General features: G+C 56.7%; 22 protein-coding genes. 16 read left to right on the top strand and 6 right to left on the bottom strand.

Annotated features, from left to right (window positions below; all coding sequences use genetic code 11):
- Nucleotides 1-55 precede the first annotated feature (55 nt).
- The 13 genes from ruvA to FOM92_RS14140 all read left to right on the top strand — a co-directional run bounded on the left by ruvA (nucleotide 56) and on the right by FOM92_RS14140 (nucleotide 10,348).
- The gene (gene ruvA, locus FOM92_RS14200; RefSeq protein ID WP_143777472.1) at nucleotides 56-664 is read left to right on the top strand and encodes a Holliday junction branch migration protein RuvA; all 609 of its coding nucleotides are present in this window, start codon (nucleotides 56-58) and stop codon (nucleotides 662-664) included.
- Nucleotides 661-1,686: a Holliday junction branch migration DNA helicase RuvB gene (gene ruvB / locus FOM92_RS14195; protein WP_143777471.1), complete on the top strand. Its 1,026-nt coding sequence runs from the start codon at nucleotides 661-663 to the stop codon at nucleotides 1,684-1,686. Before ruvA ends, ruvB begins: the two co-directional genes overlap by 4 nt.
- Before the next feature lie 91 nt (nucleotides 1,687-1,777).
- A complete protein-coding gene (locus FOM92_RS14190) occupies nucleotides 1,778-2,230 on the top strand; it encodes a YbgC/FadM family acyl-CoA thioesterase (RefSeq protein WP_143777470.1) in 453 nt (150 codons plus the stop codon).
- An 8-nt stretch (nucleotides 2,231-2,238) separates the two neighbouring features.
- Entirely contained in the window at nucleotides 2,239-2,934 is a 696-nt protein-coding gene (gene tolQ / locus FOM92_RS14185; protein ID WP_143777469.1) for a protein TolQ, read from the top strand.
- On the top strand, nucleotides 2,934-3,389 hold the full coding sequence (gene tolR / locus FOM92_RS14180; RefSeq protein ID WP_143777468.1) for a protein TolR: 456 nt from the start codon (nucleotides 2,934-2,936) through the stop codon (nucleotides 3,387-3,389). Before tolQ ends, tolR begins: the two co-directional genes overlap by 1 nt.
- An 11-nt stretch (nucleotides 3,390-3,400) precedes the next feature.
- Nucleotides 3,401-4,228 carry a hypothetical protein gene (locus tag FOM92_RS14175; protein WP_143777467.1) on the top strand — a complete coding sequence of 276 codons (828 nt, stop codon included), beginning with the start codon at nucleotides 3,401-3,403 and terminating at the stop codon, nucleotides 4,226-4,228.
- Between the two features lie 18 nt (nucleotides 4,229-4,246).
- A complete protein-coding gene (gene tolB, locus FOM92_RS14170) occupies nucleotides 4,247-5,623 on the top strand; it encodes a Tol-Pal system beta propeller repeat protein TolB (protein WP_246087310.1) in 1,377 nt (458 codons plus the stop codon).
- Between the two features lie 50 nt (nucleotides 5,624-5,673).
- Nucleotides 5,674-6,204: a peptidoglycan-associated lipoprotein Pal gene (gene pal, locus FOM92_RS14165; protein ID WP_143777466.1), complete on the top strand. Its 531-nt coding sequence runs from the start codon at nucleotides 5,674-5,676 to the stop codon at nucleotides 6,202-6,204.
- 113 nt (nucleotides 6,205-6,317) lie between these two features.
- On the top strand, nucleotides 6,318-7,406 hold the full coding sequence (locus FOM92_RS14160) for a YjgN family protein (protein ID WP_143777465.1): 1,089 nt from the start codon (nucleotides 6,318-6,320) through the stop codon (nucleotides 7,404-7,406).
- Between the two features lie 3 nt (nucleotides 7,407-7,409).
- On the top strand, nucleotides 7,410-8,498 hold the full coding sequence (locus tag FOM92_RS14155) for a M48 family metallopeptidase (RefSeq protein WP_143777464.1): 1,089 nt from the start codon (nucleotides 7,410-7,412) through the stop codon (nucleotides 8,496-8,498).
- A 38-nt stretch (nucleotides 8,499-8,536) separates the two neighbouring features.
- Nucleotides 8,537-8,791 carry a DUF6356 family protein gene (locus FOM92_RS14150; RefSeq protein WP_143777463.1) on the top strand — a complete coding sequence of 85 codons (255 nt, stop codon included), beginning with the start codon at nucleotides 8,537-8,539 and terminating at the stop codon, nucleotides 8,789-8,791.
- Nucleotides 8,779-9,528, top strand: a complete 750-nt coding sequence (locus FOM92_RS14145; protein WP_143777462.1) for an alpha/beta hydrolase — start codon at nucleotides 8,779-8,781, stop codon at nucleotides 9,526-9,528. The genes FOM92_RS14150 and FOM92_RS14145 overlap by 13 nt, the downstream gene beginning before the upstream one ends.
- 37 nt (nucleotides 9,529-9,565) lie before the next feature.
- Nucleotides 9,566-10,348, top strand: a complete 783-nt coding sequence (locus FOM92_RS14140) for a tetratricopeptide repeat protein (RefSeq protein ID WP_143777461.1) — start codon at nucleotides 9,566-9,568, stop codon at nucleotides 10,346-10,348.
- On the opposite strand, the gene FOM92_RS14135 is transcribed toward FOM92_RS14140, so the two are convergent.
- Nucleotides 10,336-11,094, bottom strand: a complete 759-nt coding sequence (locus FOM92_RS14135) for an SIMPL domain-containing protein (RefSeq protein ID WP_143777460.1) — start codon at nucleotides 11,092-11,094, stop codon at nucleotides 10,336-10,338. The genes FOM92_RS14140 and FOM92_RS14135 overlap by 13 nt on opposite strands.
- Nucleotides 11,095-11,241: 147 nt before the next feature.
- Here FOM92_RS14135 and FOM92_RS14130 point away from each other — a divergent pair, with 147 nt between their 5' ends.
- Nucleotides 11,242-11,682, top strand: coding sequence for a VOC family protein (locus FOM92_RS14130; protein WP_143777459.1), 441 nt, complete (start codon nucleotides 11,242-11,244; stop codon nucleotides 11,680-11,682).
- Nucleotides 11,682-12,407, top strand: coding sequence for a hydroxyacylglutathione hydrolase (gene gloB / locus FOM92_RS14125; protein ID WP_143777458.1), 726 nt, complete (start codon nucleotides 11,682-11,684; stop codon nucleotides 12,405-12,407). The genes FOM92_RS14130 and gloB overlap by 1 nt, the downstream gene beginning before the upstream one ends.
- A 47-nt stretch (nucleotides 12,408-12,454) precedes the next feature.
- Here gloB and FOM92_RS14120 read toward each other — a convergent pair whose 3' ends face one another.
- Genes FOM92_RS14120 through FOM92_RS14110 form a run of 3 tightly spaced genes read right to left on the bottom strand, consistent with a single transcriptional unit; the run spans nucleotide 12,455 to nucleotide 17,974 of the window.
- Nucleotides 12,455-15,760: an error-prone DNA polymerase gene (locus FOM92_RS14120; protein ID WP_143777457.1), complete on the bottom strand. Its 3,306-nt coding sequence runs from the start codon at nucleotides 15,758-15,760 to the stop codon at nucleotides 12,455-12,457.
- Entirely contained in the window at nucleotides 15,757-17,295 is a 1,539-nt protein-coding gene (locus FOM92_RS14115; protein ID WP_143777456.1) for a Y-family DNA polymerase, read from the bottom strand. The genes FOM92_RS14120 and FOM92_RS14115 overlap by 4 nt, the downstream gene beginning before the upstream one ends.
- A complete protein-coding gene (locus FOM92_RS14110) occupies nucleotides 17,195-17,974 on the bottom strand; it encodes an ImuA family protein (RefSeq protein WP_143777455.1) in 780 nt (259 codons plus the stop codon). The genes FOM92_RS14115 and FOM92_RS14110 overlap by 101 nt, the downstream gene beginning before the upstream one ends.
- Before the next feature lie 92 nt (nucleotides 17,975-18,066).
- Here FOM92_RS14110 and FOM92_RS14105 point away from each other — a divergent pair, with 92 nt between their 5' ends.
- Complete coding sequence (locus tag FOM92_RS14105; RefSeq protein ID WP_143777454.1) at nucleotides 18,067-19,530, top strand: phospholipase D-like domain-containing protein; 1,464 nt, start codon at nucleotides 18,067-18,069, stop codon at nucleotides 19,528-19,530.
- A 15-nt stretch (nucleotides 19,531-19,545) separates the two neighbouring features.
- On the opposite strand, the gene FOM92_RS14100 is transcribed toward FOM92_RS14105, so the two are convergent.
- Together FOM92_RS14100 and FOM92_RS14095 are read right to left on the bottom strand one after the other, a co-directional pair.
- Nucleotides 19,546-20,187: a hypothetical protein gene (locus FOM92_RS14100; protein ID WP_143777453.1), complete on the bottom strand. Its 642-nt coding sequence runs from the start codon at nucleotides 20,185-20,187 to the stop codon at nucleotides 19,546-19,548.
- A gap of 294 nt (nucleotides 20,188-20,481) precedes the next feature.
- The gene (locus FOM92_RS14095; protein WP_170226900.1) at nucleotides 20,482-23,460 is read right to left on the bottom strand and encodes a YadA-like family protein; all 2,979 of its coding nucleotides are present in this window, start codon (nucleotides 23,458-23,460) and stop codon (nucleotides 20,482-20,484) included.
- Nucleotides 23,461-23,466: the final 6 nt, after the last annotated feature.

Genomic DNA, 23,466 nt, shown 5'->3' with positions numbered 1-23,466 from the left:
TTTTTCTTGCCCTCGAGTCATGGGCACGCTAACCGTCCAGCATGAAGGGGCGGACATGATCGCAAAGCTGTATGGCCGGATTGACGAAACGGGCGTGGACCATCTTGTCATTGACGTAAATGGCGTTGGCTATCTGGTACAGGCCAGCGCGCGGACATTGGCCGCGCTTGGAAAGGCCGACGACTTCGCTACGGTATTCACCGAAATGCAGGTTAGCGAAAACGATATGCGCCTCATCGGCTTTGCAACCCGCGAAGAACGCGACTGGTTTCGCCTTTTGACAGGCGTACAAGGCGTAGGCGGGAAAGTAGGCCTTGCCATTTTATCCGCCATCGAACCTCAGGATCTCGCGCTTGCAATCGGCAGCGGCGACGCCGCGATGGTCGCGCGTGCCAATGGCGTTGGTCCCAAACTCGCCAGCCGGATCGTCAATGAATTAAAGGATAAGGTCGGCGCACTTGCGGGCATTGGCGGCGGTGCAAAACTGATGTCCAGCGGGACGGCGAGCGGCGGCCATGCAGGCGATGCCTTGTCGGCCCTTGCAAATCTGGGTTTCAAACCGGCCGAGGCGAGCACTGCCGTAGCTTCGGCGGTTGAGGAACTGGGGGCCGATGCGTCGCTCGATGCTCTGGTCCGATTGGCGCTGAAAAAGGCTGCACGATGAACCCAGATGATCGCCTGACCACGCCTGACAAGCGCCCCGAAGATATGGATGCTGCGCTGCGTCCGAAGACGCTTGCCGAATTTGTGGGGCAAGCGGCGGCACGGGATAATTTGCGGGTATTTATCGAGGCAGCGAAAGGTCGCGGGCAACCCCTTGACCATGTCCTGTTTTTCGGACCACCGGGCTTGGGCAAGACTACATTGGCGCAGATTGTGGCCAAGGAAATGGGCGTGGGATTCCGCGCCACGTCAGGTCCGGTCATTGCTAAATCCGGCGATCTGGCCGCGCTGCTGACCAATTTGGAAGATGGCGATGTCCTGTTCATCGACGAGATCCACCGGCTGAGTCCGGTGGTTGAGGAAATTCTCTATCCCGCAATGGAAGACCGCGCCCTTGATATCATGATCGGCGAAGGGCCATCGGCGCGGTCGGTGCGGATCGATTTGCCCGCCTTCACCCTTGTTGGTGCAACAACACGTCAGGGATTACTAACGACACCTTTGCGTGACCGCTTCGGTATACCCGTGCGGCTAAACTTTTATACCCATGCCGAACTGGAACTGGTTGTTACCCGTGCCGCCCGATTGCTTGATCTGGGCATTGCGCCCGACGGCGCAAATGAGATTGCCAAGCGCGCACGCGGGACCCCCCGCATCGCCGGCCGTTTACTGCGCCGTGTACGCGACTTCGCAAATGTTGCGGGTGAACCGGTAGTTACCGCAAAAATTGCGGATGCCGCGCTGAACCGGTTGGAGGTCGATGCCCTCGGACTGGATACAATGGACCGGCGGTATCTGCATATGATTGCCGATATATACCGGGGCGGACCAGTCGGTGTCGAGGCGCTGGCCGCAGGCTTGTCCGAACCGCGCGATACAATTGAGGATGTTGTGGAACCCTATCTGTTGCAACTCGGCCTCATTGCCCGAACCGCACGTGGCCGTGCCCTCAATGCCCCGGGATGGAAGCATCTGGGTCTCAACCCGCCTGCCGGTTTGCAGGATGGGTTGTTTGATAAATAGGGGGCAGACCGACTCTTTCGGGCGATAAGTTGAGGATTTGCAAGCCAAACCCCCTTTCGGTCTGTGAATCCTTGCGGTAAGCCATTGGCCGATGTCCCCGCCCCAACCCTATCAAGGCCATTTTGACGGCACGCGGCATTATTTTGCGGTCCGCGTGTATTTTGAGGACACCGATTTTTCGGGCGTAGTCTATCATGCGCGCTACCTGCACTTCATGGAAAGGGCGCGCTCGGACATGTTGGCGTGCGTCGGCATCGACCAGAGGCGCGTGCATGAAGAAGGCGCAGGCGCCTATGCCGTGACCGAAATGCAACTTAAATATCGCCGTCCGGCACATTTTGACGACGCGCTTGTTGTAGTCAGCACCGTAGAGGCGGTTCGCGCCGCCAGTTGCGACATTCATCAAACAGTCACGCGCGGTAGTGAAATATTGGTAGAAGCGACCGTCACAGCCGCTTTCGTATCCCCCGACGGCAAACCGCGCCGCCAACCCGCCGATTGGGTGGCAGCGTTCCAGCCGATCTTGAACCGAAAAGAAGTATAAGGACGCCCATGAATCTGGTTTTAGCAGCACAGGCCGTAAATTTTTCGCCCATCACCCTGTTCATGGACGCCGATTGGGTGGTCAAGGCCGTTATTATCGGATTGGCGCTCTCCAGTATTTGGGCCTGGACGATCATCATCAGTTTCACGTTGAAGATGGGCCGCATCAACAACCAAACGGAAAAGTTTGAGCGCGATTTTTGGGCGAGCAGCGACATTGACGGCTTTTACAACGGCCATAATAAAAGCGACCTGCCCCTGGCGCGTGTCTTTACCGCCGGGGTCGCGGAATGGCGGCGTTCAACCAATGGCCGGAATATTGACCGCGCCGGAACGCGCGAACGGCTGGCAACAGCGATGGACGCCACAATTGCGGCGGAGACCGACAAGCTTGCCAACCGCTTGAATTTTCTGGCGACAACAGGATCCGTCGCGCCCTTTGTTGGTCTATTTGGCACGGTCTGGGGCATTATGCGCAGCTTTGCAGCCATCGCCGCCGAACAGAATAGCTCGCTAGCCGTCGTCGCCCCTGGAATTGCCGAGGCATTGTTTGCGACCGCAATCGGCCTTTTTGCCGCAATACCGGCGGTCATCGCCTACAACCGCTTTTCGCACAGGTTGAATCAGTATGAAGCGCGCATGGGCCGCTTTGCCGACGGTTTCCACGGGACTTTGAGCCGTGAATTGGAACGGGACGGCAACTGATGGCGATGAACCTTTCCTCGGGCGGTGGACGCAGACGCGGCAGGGGTGGACGACGCGCGCCGATGGCGGAGATCAACGTTACTCCGCTGGTCGATGTCATGCTGGTGCTGCTGATTATCTTCATGGTCACGGCTCCCCTGTTGGTCACTGGCGTGCCGGTCGAGCTTCCTGAAAGCCGTGCAAATGCCTTGGACCAGAAGGAGGAACCGATTGAGATCGCTATCGACAAAGATGGCGTGACGTTCATCGACGGCACCGAAGTCAGCCCGGACGACCTGCCGGCAAGGCTGGAAGAGATTGCGGCGGCACAGGATGCCAAAACGCCACGACAGATCATGCTACGTGGCGATACGTCGATCAGCTACGGCCAGATGATGCGGGTGATGGGTGAGTTGAACCGTGCAGGGCTGAACAGTGTCAGTCTGGTCACCACAGGTTCATCTGGTGAAAACTAGGTAGTGAAGCGATGGACCGGGCGGAGAAACTGGGATTAGGCGCTGCCGTTGGTGGCCATGTCGTACTGCTGGGCGCGATGGCGCTTGGGCTGATGATGTCCGCCGAACCTATTGCCAAGCCCGAAGCCATCTCGGTCTCGCTGGTCGGTGAGATTGCCGAAGTCTCGACTGCCCCGGACGCAATCCAGGAAGAATCCGCACCCCCCGCCCCCGCTGAGGCCGAACCGGCAGAGCCACCCCTGAGCCCTGCGATGCAGATCGAGCGGCCGGTCGAAAAGCCACAGGCCAAGCCTGTACCCAAACCCTTGCCCCGCGAAACGCCGCCTCCGGCAAAGGCGGCCACCAAGAAAGTGGCCGTAAAGCAGCCCCCTGCAAAGACAAACACCGCCCCTGCAAAAAGCGGTAAAGGCACAACCCCTGCAAAGCCCGGCGGGCTGAGCAAAAGCTTCGAAGACAGCATCAACGCGATCGGCAAGGCGCCCGGCGCAGGCAAGGCAGTTGGAACCCCGGCAGCCAAGACGGCATCCGAGGTTCGGCGGTCTGTCAGTGTCTCGCTTGCAAGCCAGATCCGCAGCCGCGTCCGCGCTTGTGCGCCTTCGGGAGTTGAGATCAACAAGATCGAAACCTTCGTTACACTCAATCTTGAGCCATCCGGCCGCCTGACCTCGGTGCGTTTTGACAAGCAGGTCGGCGTCAACGACAGCAACCAGCCTCAGGCAGCCCCGCTCAAAGATTGTATTTTGCAGGCAGTTCGTGCGGCATCTCCCTTTGAGGGGCTGGACCCGGAATATCATGATATATGGAAGACCCACGCACTTCGGCTTCGTGCAACAGGGTAAGGACAAGGCAACAAAGGAATGACAACAATGATGCCCAAAAATCTGCACCTGAAACTAGCCGCATTTTTTGCGCTTTTCCTCATGCCTGTGGTTGCTCAGGCGCAGGCCCCTGCGGCAGTTCCTACTCTGGCAACTGATGAGCCGGAACTCGTCGAATTTGATACGGCTAAAACCCGATCTATCGCTGTCCCTGCCCTCGTTGCGCCTTCACCAGCCGACACCCCTGCAGGCAACAGTACCGCTCTTGGGCGGCAGATTGCAGAAGTGATTTCGTCCGACCTGCGCGCCTCAGGTGTGTTTGAAACGCAAGGGCCCAATGGCCTGCGCGTAATTACCCTGCCCGAAGTCACCGCACCGCAATTTGATTATTGGAAAGCCCGTCCGGTCGAACAACTGGTGCAGGGCTTCGTCCGCGTGGGCGGCGACGGCAATCTGACCGTAGGCTGCTACCTCTATGATGTTGGCTTTGGCAACGAAACGACCCGCTTGGGCTTTAATGTGCCGCCGCGTGAATGGCGCAGGGCCGCGCATAAATGTGCGGATGCGATCTATTCGAAACTCACCGGCGAACTGCCCTTCTTTGACAGCCGTATCGCTTACATTGCCGAAACAGGACCCAAGGGCAAACGGGTCAAGCGCCTCGCCATCATGGATTCAGACGGTGCCAACCACCGTTTCATCACCAATGGCCAATCGACCGCGCTGACCCCGCGCTTCTCGCCCAACTACAAATCCATCCTGTATCTGTCCTATGTCGACGGTAACCCGCGCATCTATGTTTATGATATCGATGCCGGAAGGCAGAGGTTGATTACCCAGTCACGAAATCCGACTTTCGCGCCACGTTGGTCACCCGATGGCCAGACAATCCTGTATTCCATGGCAGTATCGGGTAACACCGACATTTATAAAATCTCCGCATCGGGCAACGGCACGCCGATAAAGCTGACCAGTTCCCCCGGCATCGATGTTGGCGGAAGCTTTTCGCCCGACGGCCGTCAGATCGTGTTTGAAAGCGATCGTTCCGGCAGCCAGCAGATTTACGTTATGAACGCCGACGGCACAAACCAGCGCCGGATCAGCTTTGGTCAGGGCCGTTATGCCACACCCGAATGGAGCCCGCGCGCCGACTTGATTGCTTACACACGTATCGCGGGAGATTTTCGCGTCGGCACGATGCGTCCGGACGGTTCTGGAGAACGCCTCCTGACCGATAGCTGGCAGGATGAGGCGCCCACTTGGGCTCCCAATGGCCGTGTCATCCAGTTTTTCCGCACGGAGAAAGGAAGTGGCAAAACCAGCATATGGCAGGTAGACTTGACCGGTTCGAACGAACGCAAGTTGCCGACACCAGTCGACGGTTCCGATCCGGCGTGGGGACCTGTTTTGCCTTAAGGGCGTTACTATCTGGATAACAAGCGGGGCTGAGAAAAAGGAGTAAGCTGATGAAAAGCAACACAGTCAAGATGGCGGCAATATTGCTGGCTTCCACCGCGCTCGTCGCGGGTTGCGGCAAAAAGAAAGTGGATGTTCTGCCACCCGCGGCCGACGGCACGGATTATGGAACGCAACCTACCGATACAACGCCAACGACAGGTGCGATTGTTCCGGGAAGCCAGGAAGATTTCCTGCAAACGGTTGGCCAGTTCGGCGATCGCATTTTCTTCGACACCGACCGGTTCAATGTGGACACCGAAGACCAAGCTACCCTGCAACGGCAGGCTCAATGGCTTGCCCGCTATCCTAACACCCGCATTACCGTCGAAGGTCATGCGGACGAGCGCGGTACCCGCGATTACAACCTTGCATTGGGAGAGCGTCGGGCAAATTCTGCGAAGAATTATCTGATTTCCGTTGGCGTTGATGCCAGCCGGATCCAGACGGTCAGCTACGGCAAAGAACGTCCGCAAGCGCTAGGATCCGACGAACAAAGCTGGGCCCAAAACCGCCGTGCCGTGACGGTAACCGTTCAATAAGCGAGTGGGTGACGCGCTTTTGTCGAAGCGCGTCGCCCCTTCGGCATTGCTTTTCTTGACAAGTCCAAGCCCTTCCGCGCATGTTTTGCCGGATATTTGGGGGCGATATATTTATGAGTGAAGACCTGACACAGCGCCACAGCGCGTTCCGTTTCCATGGAAGCTGGCAGGAATTCGCCAAAATTGCATTTCCCAACCTTTTGCTGACTATTGTCACTCTGGGCATTTACCGTTTTTGGGCAACGACGCGCGAACGCGAATATCTGTGGGCGCAAACCGACTTCATTGACGAACGCCTGGAATGGACCGGCAAAGGTATGGAGCTGTTTATCGGCTTCATCATGGTCTTCTTGCTGCTCGGTCTTCCGCTGATCGTCATCCAGCTCATTTCCCAGGGACTGATTTTTCGTGGGGAGACACTGATCGCCGGCGTGATTACGCTCGTGATGTTTCTAATGCTATTTTATCTGAGCGGCGTCGCTTATTTCCGCGCACTTCGCTACCGGTTGAGCCGCACATATTGGCGCGGTATTCGCGGGGGAAGTGACGATCCGGGATTTGGCTACGGAATTTCCTATATGTGGAAAAGCTTCGTTGGTTGGTTGCCGATTTTCCTGTTGGTACCCTGGTCAATGATATCCTTGTGGAACGAACGCTGGAACGCGATGAGCTTTGGCCCGCACCGCTTTGAAGCCAATGCGGACTGGAAGCCGCTTATGAAGCGGTATCTTCTTTTCTATTTGGTGCCATTTTTGCTGGTTGCAGGCATTTTTACGATGGCCATCGTTGCTGCGGCGTCGGGTGACCAACTTGGCGCAGTAGGTGGCGCCGGTATGGCCGTGGGAGGCATTATTATCGTCCTCGCCATTTTAAGCCTCTACATCATCCTGCCACTGGCGGCCCTTGCATTTTACAGCAAATATTTCCGTCTCGCTGTGGGTGGCCTGCGTCTCCATCAACTGGAATTCGACTTTCGCGCCCGTGCGCCGGATTGGATCCTTTTCTTTCTCGCCAACATGGCGATCATCATCTGCACGCTGGGCATCGGCTATATCTTCATGCCCTATCGCAATTGGAAATTCTTTGTCGACCACATGGAAGCCTATGGCGAGATCAACATCGATGAGCTCACCCAGTCCGAAACAGTTGTTTCGAAACATGGCGAAGGTTTGCTCGATGCTTTTGATGTCGGTGCGATCTGACCGATGGATACGTTTTTCAATGTCTGGCATTATGACGGGCGAAGCGCCGTGCGCCGGAAGGTGGAAATCCAGACCATAGGGCGGCAATTCTTCCTGCTCGAAAACGAAAGGCGACATGGTCCTTTTTCCTTCTCCGATGTCGAATATGTAACCCGCAAAGAGAATGTCGATGTTTACGGCCTTGCCGATGTTGACGGCTGGCGGCTTATGTTGTCGGGCCCAGTTCCAACCGAATTGTCCGAACTGCTACCTGCGCACCGCAAATATGGCGGGTGGGTTGACCGGCTGGGCCTTGGCAAGGCGACCATTGCCTTCACGCTGGCCAGTGCTGCCGCAATTGCGGTCGTCCTGCTCAGTCCCCAATGGCTGGCGCCGCTCATTCCATCCAGCGTGGACAAGAAACTGGGCGATGCGCTTGTAGGTGATTTTGGTGGACGCTTCTGCAGTACGCCCGCAGGGGACGCTGCCCTGAAAAAGCTGGTCAGTTCGCTCGATTCCAACCCGCAAGATTTACAGGTCGAGGTTGCCAAGATCGACATGATCAATGCCGTGGCCTTGCCCGGTGGCAAGGTGATTTTGTTCGACGGTCTGGTGAAACAAGCCCGGTCGCCCGATGAAGTTGCCGGAGTCTTGGCCCACGAAATCGGGCATGTGCGCGAAAAGCATGTGATGCAGGCGCTGTTGCGGCAGATGGGCCTTGCGGTTGTGCTTGGCGGCGTGGACGGAAACAGCGGCGCGCTTGTAAACAATATGCTGGCGATGAGTTACAGTCGAGAATCCGAAGCTGAAGCCGACGCACATTCAATGAAAGCGCTCGGCAAGGCAGATATCTCACCTGTTGGCACAGCCTCCTTTTTTGAACGATTGTCGGAATTGGACGGCAGCGCAAGGAGTGGAGACAATGGACAGGGAATCGCCGGTTATATGTCGAGCCATCCTTTGTCGCGCGAACGTAAGAAAGCCTTTGAAAAGAGCATAGTCAAAGGCAAGAATTATAAGCCTGCCTTGACCGCCACCGAGTGGACCGAACTTAAGACCATGTGCACGCAAGACCGCAAAGCGAAATCCGGCTTCGGCTTTGATTTTGAATGACGCTGCGCTATGGCATGTGAAAGGAGACCGTCCCGACCATGTTTCGCCGCCTGTTCATTGATCACCCAAAAAGCGTAGATGAAAATTATCTGGAGCATTTCGGCGTTGCAAGTCGCTTCGGTTTCGCGATGATCTGGGGTGGTATGAAGGCTCTTGTTCACGCCGTTATTCCGGGCATGTGCATCACGTCCGGGAGCGATACGGTCAAACGTCTCAACACGATCATGGTCGAACAGCGCCGGGCGAAGGGGCAGGACGTTGCGCAGACTTTGACCGTTGATTGGGTGATTTGACACTGGTCGAACCGCCTGCCCAGTTCCTAGACCGTCCGGACGGCACCCGCCTTGCCTATCGCCATCTAAATGGCGAGGGGCCGACAATCGTATTTTTACCCGGCTACATGTCCGATATGCAGGGCGGCAAAGCACAGGCGCTTGCCACATGGGCACAAGCTCAGGGTCGCGCCATATTGCGATTGGACTATTCCGGTTGCGGTGAGAGTGGCGGGGAATTTGAATCGGGAACCCTTGGTGTCTGGCGGGACGATGTTTGCGCGGTCATCGCTGCAGTCGTCACAGGGCCTATCATTCTCATCGGGTCGTCCATGGGCGGATGGCTAATGCTTTTGGTAGCGGAAGCACTTGGTGACCAAGTCCGTGCACTTGTAGGTATTGCGGCCGCACCCGATTTTACCGATTGGGATTTTGACGCCGCCGATAAGGCTGCTGTGATCGAGAGCGGACGTATCGAACGTCCGAGTGATTATGGTTATGAGCCTATGGTCATTACTCACGATTTTTGGAGGTCCGGACAAGATAATCTCCGACTGACAGATAACATCGCGATCCACTGCCCTGTGCGGCTTATCCATGGACAGCAGGATCCCGATGTTCCGTGGGAAATTTCGCTTAAGCTCGCGGCGGGTCTTTGTTCAGCCGATGTGCAGACGCTTTTGGTAAAGGATGGCGACCACCGTCTTTCGCGCGATCAGGATATCGCCCTGCTGATCGATGTGGTTGCAAAACTCTGACGCATAAATTTGCCCGTGCTGGCATCTTGGAATATCAATGATACTGCTACCTCTTTTCCTTTTTCAATCCGCCGTTCCCGCATCCGACGGGTCTCTTCCGACGATTGATGAAGTGCAATTTAGCGAGTGCATCAAACAGGCGGAGATCGATGCTCCGTCCGGTGTGGCACAGGCGAGTGAATGGACACGGAAGGACGGCGGTTACTTGGCGCGCGCCTGTCATGGATATGCGCTTGCAACTGATTTTAAGTTCGATCTTGCTATACCGCTTCTGTCCGAAGCGGCGCTAGGCGCAGAAGCAAAAAAGGACGGTCGTGCCGCACGTTTCTGGGCGCAGGCAGGAAATGCTGCAATTGCGATTGGCGAACTAGATGTCGCACTGAATGCATTAGACAAAGCTCGGGCGACCGCGCCGTTGTCTCCGTCTGAGAGGGCAGATATTGAAATTGACCGGGCACGGACGCTAGTCGGATTAAACCGGAATCGAGAAGCCGAAGCGGCTCTAACCGCTGCTCGGGGTCTGGCACCTGAAAACGGTATCGCTTGGCTCCTTTCCGCAACGTTGGCGCGGCGGGAAAATAAGTTGCCCGACGCTTTGGCGTTTATCCAGACAGCGGCCCCCCTTAGCCCGCGCGACCCGGCCGTTGCGCTGGAAGTGGGTAATATCGCGATTGCGGCAGGTGACGAAACCAGTGCCCGGAAGCAGTGGGAGCAGGTAATTGCAATCGCACCCAAAAGCCGCCAAGCCGACAGTGCAAGGGCCCAATTAGCGGCGCTGGGGTCATCCACAGCACCGCCAAAGGATGGTCAGTCGAGATAATATTCGACGGTCGTGACAACCCGGACCTTTTTATAAGGGGAATCGGAAACACCCCAGCCACCGGCGCTGTCGCCATCGCGGGCGGTAACCTCGAAATATCCTTGGGTGGCCGATTTGATGCTGCCGACGCCGGTTCCACTGTCCTTTGCGAACTGCTCGGCTGACTTGCGCGCATCTTTTGTAGCCTGGGCAATCATTTCCGGTTTGATGTCATTCAGCTTTGTGAAGGTGTAGGCCATGCCGGAACCCTCCTCTAGCTCGACACCACTTTTGACCAGATCAAATTGCCGCTTTACCGCAGCTTCGGCCTTTTTGATGTCGGTTGTACGCAAAGACAGTCGCTGCTTTACCGTGTAGGTAGGAATGCCATTTTCATTATATTGAGAGACATTTGCGCCCGTTGGCTGCAGGGCATCGGCATCAAAGCCGAGGCTGTTGAAGAAGCTGCGGATTGCCTTTGTGTCGCCGTCGACTTTTGCCTGCGCTGATTGCAAATCGCCCGCCTTTGCCGAATAAGCGATTGTCCATGTGGCAAGGTCAGCGGTGACATCACGCTCAGCAAGCCCGCGGACAGTTACCGCACGGTCGGACTGCTTCATCCGCACCAGTCCATCGCCCATCAGATAGCCACCGGCGACCAGACCCGTTGCCAAAAGCGCCGTGCCCGCTAGCCATGCCTTACCCTGATTGGCGGTCAGCCTGCCGAGCCAGCCCGATCCTTTTACATCGTCATTTTCACTATCCATGATCTGATCCTAGAAAATTCTGCCCTGCGGTCCTGTGCGCCCCTTGCGCCGGATACTGTCAAGGTCCATCTGTTGCGTCGACCCGCTGCACTGTCTGCTATCGCAATGGCGATGAACCGTGCCTTAATAGAGATGAATGGAGTTATCATGGCGACGAAATATCTTCACACAATGATCCGTGTTACCGACCCTGAAGCGACTGTCGCCTTTTTTAAATTGATCGGACTGGAGGAAGTACGACGCTTTGACAGCGAAGCAGGACGCTTCACGCTCATCTTCCTCGCCGCCCCCGGCCAGGACGGTATTGCGGAGGTCGAGTTGACCTATAACTGGCCACCTGCCGATGGTAGCCCCGCAGAAGATTATAACGGCGGACGGAACTTTGGTCATTTGGCCTATCGGGTCGATGATATCTACGCGACCTGTCAGCGATTGATGGATGCAGGCGTCACCATCAACCGTCCGCCGCGCGATGGCCATATGGCCTTTGTTCGCACACCGGATGGCATTTCGATTGAACTTTTGCAGGAAGGCCATTTGGAACCTGCAGAGCCATGGGCAAGCATGCCAAATGTCGGGAGCTGGTGATGGCATTGGAGATTGTTCGCGTTCCGGTATTGTCCGATAACTATGTCTGGCTAGTGCACGAACCGATGAGCGGCGAAACCATGGTTGTCGACCCTGCCGTTGCGCCACCGGTTCTGGAAAAAGCGGAAGAGCTCGGCTGGAAGATTTCGCAGATCTGGAACACCCACTGGCACCCCGACCACACCGGCGGCAATGCCGAGATCAAAGAGGTCACCGGTTGTACAATCACAGGACCCGCTGCCGAAGCGGAACGTATTCCGACATTGGATGTGCAGGTAAAGGGCGGCGATGCTGTGCGCCTGGGCGAGGTGACGGCGCATGTTATTCATGTACCTGCGCATACGGCAGGCCATATCGCCTTTCATTTTGCCGATGAGAAGGCCGCATTTGTTGGCGACACTCTTTTTGCGATGGGTTGCGGACGCTTGTTTGAAGGTACAGCGGAGCAGATGTTTAACAATATGCGTGCATTGGAAGCGCTCGGCGACGAAACCGATATCTATTGCGCTCATGAATATACTTTGAGCAATGGCCGGTTCGCTCTCACCGTGGAGCCGGACAACACGGCTTTGGCACAGCGTATGGAAGAAGTTGTCGTCTTGCGCGATCGGGGAGAACCAACTGTGCCGACGACCATCGCACTCGAAAAGGCAACCAATCCTTTCATGCGCGCAAGGTCAGTCGCCGAACTCGCTGCGCGGCGCGCGGCGAAGGACGCCGCGTAATTCAGAGGCCATGTTTTGCAACGCTGAATGGAAAAAAAGTCAACGGCCTAATGAAAATCCCGTGATCTCGGCAGGATGCGGACATCGCGTGGGTGCCCGTGGCGGGGCGCAACTGGCCGGGTAAATTCATCCGAGCGGCTGAGCGGGACAGTGGGGTCATGTTCTTCGGAAAGGCGATCCAGTTCATGCGTCCGGTCCGTGATCGTTGTCGCCATCAGATGTACAACGCCCTCCTTGCTCCGTTGCACTTCCCCTTCAATCACCATGAGGCGTGCGCCCATGACAGCGCGCCTCTGCCGCTCGAACAAACGTGCCCATAGCAGGGCGTTGATAATGCCCGTCTCGTCTTCGATTGTAATGAAAATGGCATTGCCCTTTCCGGGCCGCTGCCGTGTCAACACGACCCCGGCAGTCTTCACCCGAGAACCGTGCCGCGCCTTGTCAGTGTCGGCACAGCTTAATATTCCCTCGCGCGCGAATACCGAGCGCAGGAACTGCATTGGATGACCTTTTAGCGACAACCTCGTCATCTGATAATCCGCAGCGACATGCTCGCACATCGGCATTTCGGGCAAGCGTGCGTCCTTCTCTTGCGCCAGTTCCCGCGCATCCGCTGCGGCAAAAAGGGGTAGCTGGTCCGACGGTGTCCGCCGCGCCTCCCATCCGGCGGCACGCCGGTCGAGCCCTAAGGAACGCAGCGCATCGGCATCGGCCAACAAATGCAAACCATGCGACGGCAAGGCTGCCTTATGCGCGAGCTCCTCCATAGAGGCAAAGGGCCGTGCCGCAACAATCGCTCTTGCCCAATCCTGTCGAAAACTGTCGATCTGCCTCAGTCCTAGCCGCAAGCTACCGCCTTCGATGCTGTTGTCCCATTGGCTGAAGTTAACGTCGATCGGCCGAACCTCCACCCCATGCGCCCGCGCGTCCTGCACTAATTGTGCGGGTGCGTAGAAACCCATGGGCTGCGAATTGAGCAGAGCGGCTGTGAAAATGGCGGGGTGATGGCATTTCAGCCAGGACGAAATATAGACCAGATGGGCAAAGGCCTGCGCGTGGCTTTCCGGAAAGCCATAACTGCCAAACCCTTCGATCTGCTTGTAGCAACGTTCGGCAAAATCGCGCTCATATCCACGACGCACCATGCCCTCTATCATCTTGTCGCGATAATCCGGCATTGTGCCGACATTGCGGAAGGTCGCCATTGCACGGCGCAATCCATTGGCTTCGTCGGGGGTGAAAGCCGCAGCAACCATGGCCAGTTTCATGGCCTGTTCCTGAAACAGCGGCACGCCACAGGTGCGATGAAGAATGTCGTACAGTTCCCGGGGGTCATGTGGCGGGGCAGGTGCCGGGAAATCCACAGGCTCTTCCTTGTTGCGGCGGCGCAGATAGGGGTGAACCATATCCCCCTCAATTGGTCCGGGGCGGACAATTGCAACCTGAATAACCAGGTCATAAAACTCCTTAGGCTTCAACCGGGGCAGCATGTTGATCTGCGCGCGACTTTCCACCTGAAAGGTGCCGATACTGTCTCCCTTTTGCAGCATTTGGTAAACCGCCGGATCCTCGGCAGGGATATTGTCTAGGCGATAGTCACCCAATCCATTTTCCCGAATGAGGTCGAGACTTTTGCGGATACAGGTCAGCATCCCAAGCGCCAATATATCGACCTTTAAAAGGTTGAGTGCAGCGATGTCGTCCTTGTCCCATTCGATGAAAGTACGATCCTCCATGGCGCCATTATGTATGGGAACAGTTTCATCCAGACGATTTTCGGTGAGGACAAAACCGCCGACATGTTGCGAAAGATGCCGGGGAAAATCGAGTAGCTGGCCGACCAGCGCATGCAGTTGGGCAATTTGCGGATTGGCCGGATCAAATCCCGCCTCCACCAGCCGCTCTTCGGGCAGTTCCCGCCCGAAACTACCCCATATTGTACCCGCCAGACGCGCCGTCACATCTTCAGTCAATCCCAGTGCCTTGCCAACCTCGCGTACCGCACTGCGCGGTCGATAATGGATCACGGTGGCAGCAATGGCTGCGCGGTGACGTTTGTAGCGCTGATAGATATATTGCATGACCTCTTCGCGGCGCTCATGTTCGAAATCCACATCTATGTCGGGCGGCTCGTCCCGTTCTTCCGACAAAAAGCGCGAGAAGAGCAGATTGTTGGCAACAGGATCGACCGAAGTGATCCCCAACAAATAACAGATCACCGAATTGGCTGCAGAGCCCCTGCCCTGGCACAGAATTGGGGGGTCTTGCGTGCGGGCAAATTGAACGATGTCGTGGACCGTTAGAAAATAAGGCGCATAATTCTTCTGCCGAACAAGCTGGAATTCCTCCTTCAGCATCTTCACCAATTTGGGCGGCAATCCATCGGGATGGCGACGCTGCGCCTCTGTCATGACCAGATGCTCCAGCCAGCCTTGAGCATCCCAGCCTTCCGGCACAGGCTCATGCGGATATTCGTAACCCAACTCCGCCAGATCAAATGAGATTTGCCGCAACAGGCGGGACGTTTCGGCAATGGCTTCTGGACAATGTGCGAATAGATCGGCCATTTGGTCGGGCGATTTGAGATACCGCTCCGCATTGCTGTGCAATTGGACACCTGCCTGTGCCACAGGGATCCCGATGGATATTGCGGTCAGAATATCATGCAACGGCCGGTTTCGGTTTTCTGCATAAAGCACATCATTAGTGGCGAGCAAAGGCACCCCCAAGCGCTCGGACAAAAGGCGCGATTGTTCAAACTGCCGCCTGTCGCTTCCCCGCAGATGCATGGACACGCCCAGCCAGACCCGGTCGGGCGCGCATTTTTTCAAGCGCGATAAAACATTTTCGATCCCCTGCGGTGTTGGCTCGACCAGGCGTAACCCTTCGCTACCATCATGATGGTCGTAATGAACGGGCCTGTCCTGCGGTGTGCTTTGCTGCGCCGTGGAGACAGGCAGCAGAATGAAAAGTATATCCTGCGCATGGGCAGCCAGATCATCGAAATACAGGATGCAGCCCCCCTTTTTCGACCGCATGTTCCCGGTCGTCAAAAGCCGGGTAAGCCGCCCCCATCCCAGGCGCGTGCGTGGATAGGCAACAATATCCGGCGTCCCGTCGGCAAAAACCAGCCTGGCACCAGTTACAAGCCGGAACCCCTGAGGCAATAGCGATTGGGCGCGCGCAGCTTTTGCCGCACTCCATGCGCGCACGACACCTGCCACACTGTTGCGGTCGGCTATACCTAGCGCATTCATACCAAGTGCAGCTGCCTGCAACACCATATCCGCCGGAGAAGAAGCGCCGCGCAAAAAGGAATAATGGGTCGCCGCGACCAACTCTGCATAGTTCATGCGAACAGCCCGTGCAGATACCAGCGCGGATCGCCTGTTTCTCCATATAGCCCGTGCCGGAACAGCCAGAAACGGCGGCCTTCACTATCCTCCACCCGGTAATAGTCGCGGGTCGGTCCACCTTTTCCTGGTTCATGCCCCGCCGGACGTCGCCACCATTCAGCGACGATACGTTCAGGCCCCTCTACAGAATGGACGAGATGAACATGCCGCCGCCAACGAAACTGGCGTGGCGGTCCGTCAGGCAGAAGCGCCGTCACCTCAACAGGCTGCGGCGGGTCAAAAAGACGAAAAGGCCTCATTTGCGGTTCCTGCATCTGGGGTGTGGCCCATGACGTCGATGGCAGTCCGGCCTGCGCAGGCCGTTCAAAAGCTGCGCGTTCGGGAATGTGACTGTTGCCCGTGTGAAAATGACGGATACGCTCCGGCCCAAGACGCACGCTCAACCGGTCGGTGAGCGCAGCTTTTTCCGCCTTTATATCCACCTTGGATTCAAGACCTGCCTGCACAGGAACCAAAGATTCGCTGCGCGGGACGGTCATGTGGATCATGTCATACCCAAATCCCGGGTCGAGCGGATCGGACAATGTGTCAATCCGCTCTCCAAACAACCGGTCGAGCAAAGCTGCATCACGCGTCGGGGTGCCGGTATCCACAGCAAGCCGCGCAACATGACCGTCACTTCGGAACAGGGATATTTCGAACCGCCGGCCACCTTCCCCACGTTCCTGCAACAGGATGGCGCCTTGCTGTGCCAGATGGGTGATCGCCGCCATTACATCCTGCGTGCGCGCCACTGGTTCTGCAAAATTGAGCGTCACTCGGATGACCGGGACGGCCCGGCGCGGCGTAATGCGGGGATCCTCCTCCTCCAACAAGCGCGCCAGTCTGCGTCCACAATCTTTACCGAAGCGCGCCGCAAAGGCGGCGCGCGGACGCCCTGCGAGGTCTCCGATAGTTTTCAGTCCCGCCCGCTCTAAAGCGTTATGCACCTTTGCGTCGCAATCCAGCGCCCGTACTGGCAATGCGTTTATGGTTCGCACACCAAATCTGGCCTTGGCCCGCGCACTATCCGGTGTCGCACCCAAAGCGACACGCGCGGTTAGGCCATGGTGCCGCATCCGCATTTTCAAATCCCGTGCAAGCGCCGCCTCGGTGCCGCCGAATATATGTGCGCAACCGCTAATATCCAAAATCAGACCTTGCGGCGGATCCAATGCACAACTGGGGGTATACCGCTCACATCCATCTGCAAGCCATTCAAGCAACTGTCTATCCGCCTGCGGATCATGGTCAAATACCGCTAAATCGGGGACACGTGCCCGCGCATCGGCAAGCGCCATACCGGGCGTCATGCCCAGGCCAAGTGCAGCCGTATCACAGGCGACAAGCCGCATGGCCCCGCGCTGCTTTTCAATCAGCGCAAAAGGAACGTCAGGCGCTTTGTCTCCGCAACTCCGGATCAGTCGTTCCGCCGGCAGAACTGGCAGAAAGACCGCCAGATAACGGCGCGTCGTGAAAGATTTTGTCTCCATGATCCCAGGTCACTCTTGCCGCAAAAGGCGCAATGCCACCGCGGTGGCGCAGCAAATTGATGTCGAATGTTGCAAAGCCGGGCACGTTGCCGGGTAGGGGTAGCGATGGTGCAGACCGGACTTGCCAGCGGGTGATAGCCGCGCTGGGCATGGGAACCGCATCGCCTCGCACCAGCAGCGCCAGGACTCCGGCCTCACGTGCGGCCAGGACCAAGCGCCGTGTTGATGTCAGGTCGATCAACCGGGCATGACCTTGCGCCTCCAATATGACGGCGCCTGCTGCCTTTGAACGGATTCCATCAGCAGCAGCGCGCAAGGCGTCGCGTACGTCCGGCGCCTGAACCATTAACAGACGGGCGGGATCTGCGCCCATTTGCGCAAGACCTGCTGCATAAAGCCGTCCCGAAGCCTGCCTTTCCTTATCTCCCGAAACCCACAGAATATGCGTTGCTGTCTCAGGCAGGCGTAACGCCATAAGCATGGCAAAGGCCGCAGCGGCAGTTGCATCGCTATGATCGGCCGCGAAAAATTCATGCAAACCATCCTGTGCGATTCCCCCTTGCAGCCGCTGGTCCACCAAAGGCGCACCAATCGGCAGAAGTCTTTGCGTCTTCTCCGATTGGTACTGCAGCCCCGTCCTGCCGGATGAGGGTGAAGGATGAATCGTCATTATGTTCATGTTTTGTTCCATATCACCTTTTTCGTGAATGTGGAGTCAGCTTTTTGTCGTCAAATCAAATGCCGCTGATATAGAAAGGGACAGGAGACCACATGACCCCCGACATGTCCGAAAGTCCGAGCATCTGGTGCCATGCGAAAGCGACGCGGGCGCATGCTGTTGTCGACGCAGCACCCTATTATGAAATAATCCAAGCCGCCATGATGAATGCCAAGCACCGCATCATGCTGATTGGCTGGGACTTCGATACTCGAATCGATTTGAGCCGTAGCCGTCGAAAAAAAGGCGACCCGCCCAAACGGCTTGGTGATTTCATATTGTGGCTGGCCGATCGGACTCCGGGACTGGAAATCAAGCTGCTCAAATGGAATTTTGGAGCACTGAAACTGGTCACGCGCGGATCGGCCATGGTGGATGTCGCCAAATGGGCGATGCACAAGCAAATCCAGTTTAAACTCGACAGTGCCCATCCTGTTGGTTGCAGCCATCACCAAAAAATCGTCGTCATTGATGACAAGATGGCCGCATGCGGCGGCATCGACATGACCGCAGACCGCTGGGACACGCCTGAGCATATTGACAGCGACCCACGGCGCAAGCGTCCGAACGGGAAGCTTTATGGTCCTTGGCATGATACAACGATGCTGGTTGAGGGCGATGCGGCTGCTGCACTCGCCGTCCTCAGCCGGGCGCGATGGGAAGTCGCAGGTGGCGACCCCATGGAGCCTTGCCCCGCTAATGCTGCCTCGCCATGGCCCGAATTTCTTGAGGCAGAATATCAATTTGTTGAAGTAGGAATTGCCCGCACCCGCGCAGAATATAAAGGGGCCACCGAAATCCGGGAGATCCAGCAACTGTTTCTTGAACAGATCGCCCGAGCGAAGAAGTTCATCTATGCGGAAAACCAGTATTTTGCCTCGCCAAAGATTGCAGACGCAATTGCCAAGCGCATGGTGGAGCCGGACCCGCCCGAAATTGTCCTCGTCAACCCGGAAACCGCTGACGGGTGGCTGGAGCAAAAAGCCATGGACGGCGCTCGCGCGCAATTGTTGCGCGCCATAGGGAAGCACGACCCGAAAGACCGGTTTTGTATCTATGTTCCGCACACCAAGCAGGGTGAGCCTATCTATGTTCATGCAAAGCTGATGATTGTCGATGACGAGATATTACGGATTGGGTCTGCCAATATGAATAACCGTTCGTTGGGCCTGGATAGCGAATGCGATATTTTCATCGACACCACCCGCCCCGGCAATGCAAGCGCCGGCCCGACAATCCGGTCGATGCGCGCATCTTTGTTGGCAGAGCATTGTGGTTTGTCAGAAGAAAAGGTGCTTCAGCTTCTCGAACAGGGCAAGACCATGCGGCACATTATCGATACGGCCAAAGGCAATGGTCGGCGTCTTGTGCGGCTCAATATCCCGGAGCTTACCGATGCGGAAAAAGTGATCGCTGAAAATGCGGCGCTGGACCCCGAAAGTGCCGACCAAATGTTCGAACCTTTTTCCAGCCCCGGTCTGTTTTCCCGCGTCAAAAGGTTACGATCCCCGGGCTAGTTTGCTGTGCAAAGATCAGCGGTTTCGTTTCTTTTCCGGCGCAGTAACAGGCGCAGGTGCGGGGCGGGCCTGTTGTGGCGGGGCGACGCCAGCAACTTGCAAAGGAACGATCGACACGCCGTAGAGACGCCATTTGCCGGCCATCCACTGATAATATAGTTCGAATTCGACCGATGTGGGACGAATGCCGAAATAGCCCCTGAGATAGAGAACGTCGGGCTGCACCATTTGCGGAGGGGCGGTATAGGATGGAGCCACCAGCAGAGCGTTGGACAGATCGATATTGCTGGCGCGTAGGGTCGAAAATATCTCTGCCAAACGCGCCGGATTATTGTTGATTTGAAAGCCGGTTGCCGAAAGGTCCCGCAACACCGAATAATTGCCCGATTGGTTCGCATTATCCACCGCTGCGATTGTACCCCATATCAACTTTGCCAACTCCAGCTCCCCAGGAACGGGAACTGTCGAAAGTGGATTTTGCGGCGCCACCGTCTGCGGGTACGCTTGCGGGGCAGATGTCTGCGCCAGACCAAGCGATGCGAAGCTAAATAATGAAACTGTGTAGATCAGGGTCAGCAAAGCTACCCGATAGGCAACCGATGCAAAGGCCGTTCTCCGGCGATGTTTCCGGCATTCGTCGCTTGTAAATTGGGTCACTTCAGTTTCGCTCCGCAGGGTTACACAACCCGAATTCGTAACGGCCAGAAGCAAGTAGAAAGAATCATCCGCTCGGCACGCTCTTAAATAGTGATACAATGTTACTGTAGATTTGGCAACTCTTTTGCGATCTAAGCATGAAGAAGCCGGAGCCTCGATCCCCGGCTCCGGCTTCAAAGCTCCCGGCATTCCCGCTCCGACTTAGTAAATAAGCCCTTTTCCGAAGTGGGACATTGCGCGAGCTGCTATTGCCTATATTCGGCCCGGAACCATTCCCCGGGCCGAATATTCAGATTACCAAACGACTTGGAAGCCGCCGCGTGCACCGACTTCGCCAGTTTCGAAGCCAACGCCGAGGCCGGCCGAGATCGTCGCCTTTTCAGATACGCGAGCGGTCGCTGCCATCGAGGCGGCCGATGCGTTGTTATAATAACCTACACCGCCCGAAAGGCCGAACTTGGCATCTGCGGGAAGTGCCGGCGTTTCCATTGCCAGGCCCATTGCCACACCTTCATTCGCCTTGCCAATCTGACGACGGTTTTCATCATTCAGATCGAACAGCGTTGCGATGTCGGCGGTATGCTTCGCCGTCAAAGTGTTCAACGAAGCAATCGAAGCACGGATCGACGGATCGCGTCCGATAGTGCCGGATGCGTCGACAGTCATGACATCGGTCGGACCCGATTGTGCAGCCGTGCTGGCGGCGATATCGGCGATGGTGACCGAGGTGCCTTTGAACGGCGTACCATTTCCTGAAACTCCAGCGGCACGGCCCAAAACCAACTGGTCTGCGCGCGAAGTCTTCGCGCCTGTACCGATTGCTGTGCTGTTAACGTGCGCAATATCCACAAGGGTGTTTGCACCGACAGCCATCGACCCGTCAGCATTAGCATTGGCACGGAATCCAAGTGCTGTAGATGCAGTGCCTCGGGCGTTAGTCTGCCAGCCGAAGGCTTGCGAACCACGGCCTTCTGCACGAACTTCACCACCAATGGCAGTTGCATGAAACGCTGCAAACGACTTATCGCCTACAACCGTTGCATCTTCCGCATCCGCAATGGCACCATTACCAATGGCAATCGTCGTCTGAGCGATTGCCTGCGCTGCCCGACCGATGGCAATATTCGAAGAAGCAAAGTCTTCTGGCGGCGTGTTAGGCGGTGTTGTTGGCTTGTCCAAAGCGGCGCGTGCGCCGTCGCCCAAAGCGATAGCCGAAAAGCCTAGTGCACTGGTTCTGCTACCTTGCGCAAATGCGCTCGATCCCGTCGCTTCGCTTTGGGAACCCAAAGCAACAGCCGCAAGGCCGGTTGCGGTATTGGTGAAGCCCAGTGCAACGGCACCCTGACCAGTCGCCGTGTTGGGATCACCGATAGCAACCGCACCATTGCCCGATGCCGTGTTACCAAGGCCAATCGAAACAGCCGCACCATCCTTTGCCGTTGCACCCGTTCCGATTGCAACCGCATTTTCGGTAGCAGCAACCGCATTACCGCCTAGCGCGATGGCGCCATCTTTATCCGCAACCGCGGCAGCAGCGCCGGTGGCGGGTTTTACCGCGAGGAATCCGCCAACAGAAGCGCCAGTGCTGGCAACATTTTTGAGTGCCAAAACATCGTTTTTCAGAATGCCAATGTCATCTGTTGCCAATTTGAGGTCATTTTTAACGGCATTCAACTGGCCAGCATTGACAGCATCGGTGTCTGCGACCCCTGCTGTGACATTGGTAAGCCGACGCGTTGCAAAGGCATCCCCTGCCTTGCCCGAGCCGATGGAAACCATGTTCGCTTCGGTAGCAATTGAACCAGCGCCAAGGGCGACACTATTTTCGGCCGTCGCAGTTACCTTTGCTCCAGCACCAATGGCGGTGCTGTTTGTTAACTCGGCTGAAGCTTGCGAGCCTATTGCGGTAGCGCCGGCCAAGGCCGCGTTGGCGCCTTCACCGACCGCCACAGTCCCCGCGTCCAAGGCCTTGGAGTTGCCGCCGAGGGCGAGTGAACCTGCAGCCGCAGCGTTTGCAGCCGCCGCACCGGCAACTTCCTTGACCGCAACAAAAACACTGCCGGGAACAGCAACGCCGCCTGCACCGCCGGCAGTGGTCCGGATCAGATCCACAAGTGCCGTATTCGCGGACGTCAGACGACCATCAATGACGCCTACCAGGGTTGCATTCGAAGCAGTAAACTGACCATTAATGACGTTAACCAGCGCCGTGTTGGTATTGGCAAAACTACCGTTCAACTGGCCTACAGTCGCCGCATCTGAATTCGCTGTACCATCTGCGAGATTGACAATCTTGCGCTTCAAAGTGGCGTTACCAACCGAAACGGTATCAACTGCATCAGCTACAGAACCTTCACCCAAGGCAACCGCATTGGCCGCCGAAGCTGTTGCGGCACCGCCGATCGCGACGCTGCCCTCGACAGAAGCATCTGCTGCCGCAGACGGAACGCCGCCAACAACAACCGGATTCACATCGACAAAAGCGTTGCCCGATCCACCAACGCCCAAAAGGTTAATCCGACCATCAATGACACCTACGAGATCTGTGTTGGTAGCAGCAAAGCTACCCTTCAACTGGCCGACATTTACCGCGTCATTGTCGCCGACACCGGCCGTAACATTGATGATGCGGCGCGTGGCAAAGCTGTCCGAGCTATTGCCCGACCCTATCGATACGACATTATCCAAACCAGCTCCACCGGGAACCAACGAACCAAAGCCGAGCGCAACCGAATGGCTATTGCCACCTCCAACCTCTGCTTCTGCACCCAACGTCACAGAGAAATCTCCCTGTGCTTTGGCTTTCGTACCCACCGCAAGAGCATTGGACTTATTTGCACCGGCCTGAAAACCGATTGCGATAGCGCTGATTTCATCCGCGTTTGCGCTCCTCCCGATGGCCATGCTAAAATCAAAGTTTGCGGCAGCATTGTTACCAATCACCGTGCTACTTATACCTCGAGCATTGGAATTGGCGCCAATGGCAACTGATGTATCGGCCTCTGCACTAGAATTTTGTCCAACCGCCGTTGAACTCAGTCCCAGAGCCGAAGCATCGTCACCTACAGCCGTTGCGCGTATGGCTCCGGCTTCCGCGTCGACACCACAAACAGTGGAGTCAGTCAGCGTTCCTGCAACGGTGTCCGCGCCGACCTGGCATTCAGGGGTGGTGTTTTTTACAGGTGATGCCCATGCCGTTTCAGGCATGATCCACGCGCTAAAACCCGCGCTAACGAGCGCGGTAGCCAAAAGGGCTTTTTTCTTCATCAACATTATAAA

This window comes from Sphingorhabdus contaminans, assembly GCF_007280415.1.
Taxonomy (GTDB): domain Bacteria; phylum Pseudomonadota; class Alphaproteobacteria; order Sphingomonadales; family Sphingomonadaceae; genus Sphingorhabdus_B; species Sphingorhabdus_B contaminans.
This window is presented reverse-complemented; position numbering and strand designations above follow the sequence as displayed.

What these genes read in the sequence shown, in the direction of transcription:
- ruvA (WP_143777472.1), top strand. Translation starts at nt 56, where the DNA reads ATGATCGCAAAGCTGTATGGCCGGATTGACGAAACGGGCGTGGACCAT.
- FOM92_RS14105 (WP_143777454.1), top strand. Translation starts at nt 18,067, where the DNA reads ATGACCCCCGACATGTCCGAAAGTCCGAGCATCTGGTGCCATGCGAAA.
- FOM92_RS14140 (WP_143777461.1), top strand. Translation starts at nt 9,566, where the DNA reads ATGATACTGCTACCTCTTTTCCTTTTTCAATCCGCCGTTCCCGCATCC.
- FOM92_RS14115 (WP_143777456.1), bottom strand. Translation starts at nt 17,295, where the DNA reads ATGGAGACAAAATCTTTCACGACGCGCCGTTATCTGGCGGTCTTTCTG.
- tolQ (WP_143777469.1), top strand. Translation starts at nt 2,239, where the DNA reads ATGAATCTGGTTTTAGCAGCACAGGCCGTAAATTTTTCGCCCATCACC.
- FOM92_RS14135 (WP_143777460.1), bottom strand. Translation starts at nt 11,094, where the DNA reads ATGGATAGTGAAAATGACGATGTAAAAGGATCGGGCTGGCTCGGCAGG.
- FOM92_RS14175 (WP_143777467.1), top strand. Translation starts at nt 3,401, where the DNA reads ATGGACCGGGCGGAGAAACTGGGATTAGGCGCTGCCGTTGGTGGCCAT.
- FOM92_RS14160 (WP_143777465.1), top strand. Translation starts at nt 6,318, where the DNA reads ATGAGTGAAGACCTGACACAGCGCCACAGCGCGTTCCGTTTCCATGGA.
- FOM92_RS14150 (WP_143777463.1), top strand. Translation starts at nt 8,537, where the DNA reads ATGTTTCGCCGCCTGTTCATTGATCACCCAAAAAGCGTAGATGAAAAT.
- FOM92_RS14155 (WP_143777464.1), top strand. Translation starts at nt 7,410, where the DNA reads ATGGATACGTTTTTCAATGTCTGGCATTATGACGGGCGAAGCGCCGTG.
- ruvB (WP_143777471.1), top strand. Translation starts at nt 661, where the DNA reads ATGAACCCAGATGATCGCCTGACCACGCCTGACAAGCGCCCCGAAGAT.
- pal (WP_143777466.1), top strand. Translation starts at nt 5,674, where the DNA reads ATGAAAAGCAACACAGTCAAGATGGCGGCAATATTGCTGGCTTCCACC.
- FOM92_RS14095 (WP_170226900.1), bottom strand. Translation starts at nt 23,460, where the DNA reads ATGTTGATGAAGAAAAAAGCCCTTTTGGCTACCGCGCTCGTTAGCGCG.
- tolR (WP_143777468.1), top strand. Translation starts at nt 2,934, where the DNA reads ATGGCGATGAACCTTTCCTCGGGCGGTGGACGCAGACGCGGCAGGGGT.
- gloB (WP_143777458.1), top strand. Translation starts at nt 11,682, where the DNA reads ATGGCATTGGAGATTGTTCGCGTTCCGGTATTGTCCGATAACTATGTC.
- FOM92_RS14120 (WP_143777457.1), bottom strand. Translation starts at nt 15,760, where the DNA reads ATGAACTATGCAGAGTTGGTCGCGGCGACCCATTATTCCTTTTTGCGC.
- FOM92_RS14190 (WP_143777470.1), top strand. Translation starts at nt 1,778, where the DNA reads ATGTCCCCGCCCCAACCCTATCAAGGCCATTTTGACGGCACGCGGCAT.
- FOM92_RS14110 (WP_143777455.1), bottom strand. Translation starts at nt 17,974, where the DNA reads ATGAACATAATGACGATTCATCCTTCACCCTCATCCGGCAGGACGGGG.
- FOM92_RS14130 (WP_143777459.1), top strand. Translation starts at nt 11,242, where the DNA reads ATGGCGACGAAATATCTTCACACAATGATCCGTGTTACCGACCCTGAA.
- tolB (WP_246087310.1), top strand. Translation starts at nt 4,247, where the DNA reads ATGACAACAATGATGCCCAAAAATCTGCACCTGAAACTAGCCGCATTT.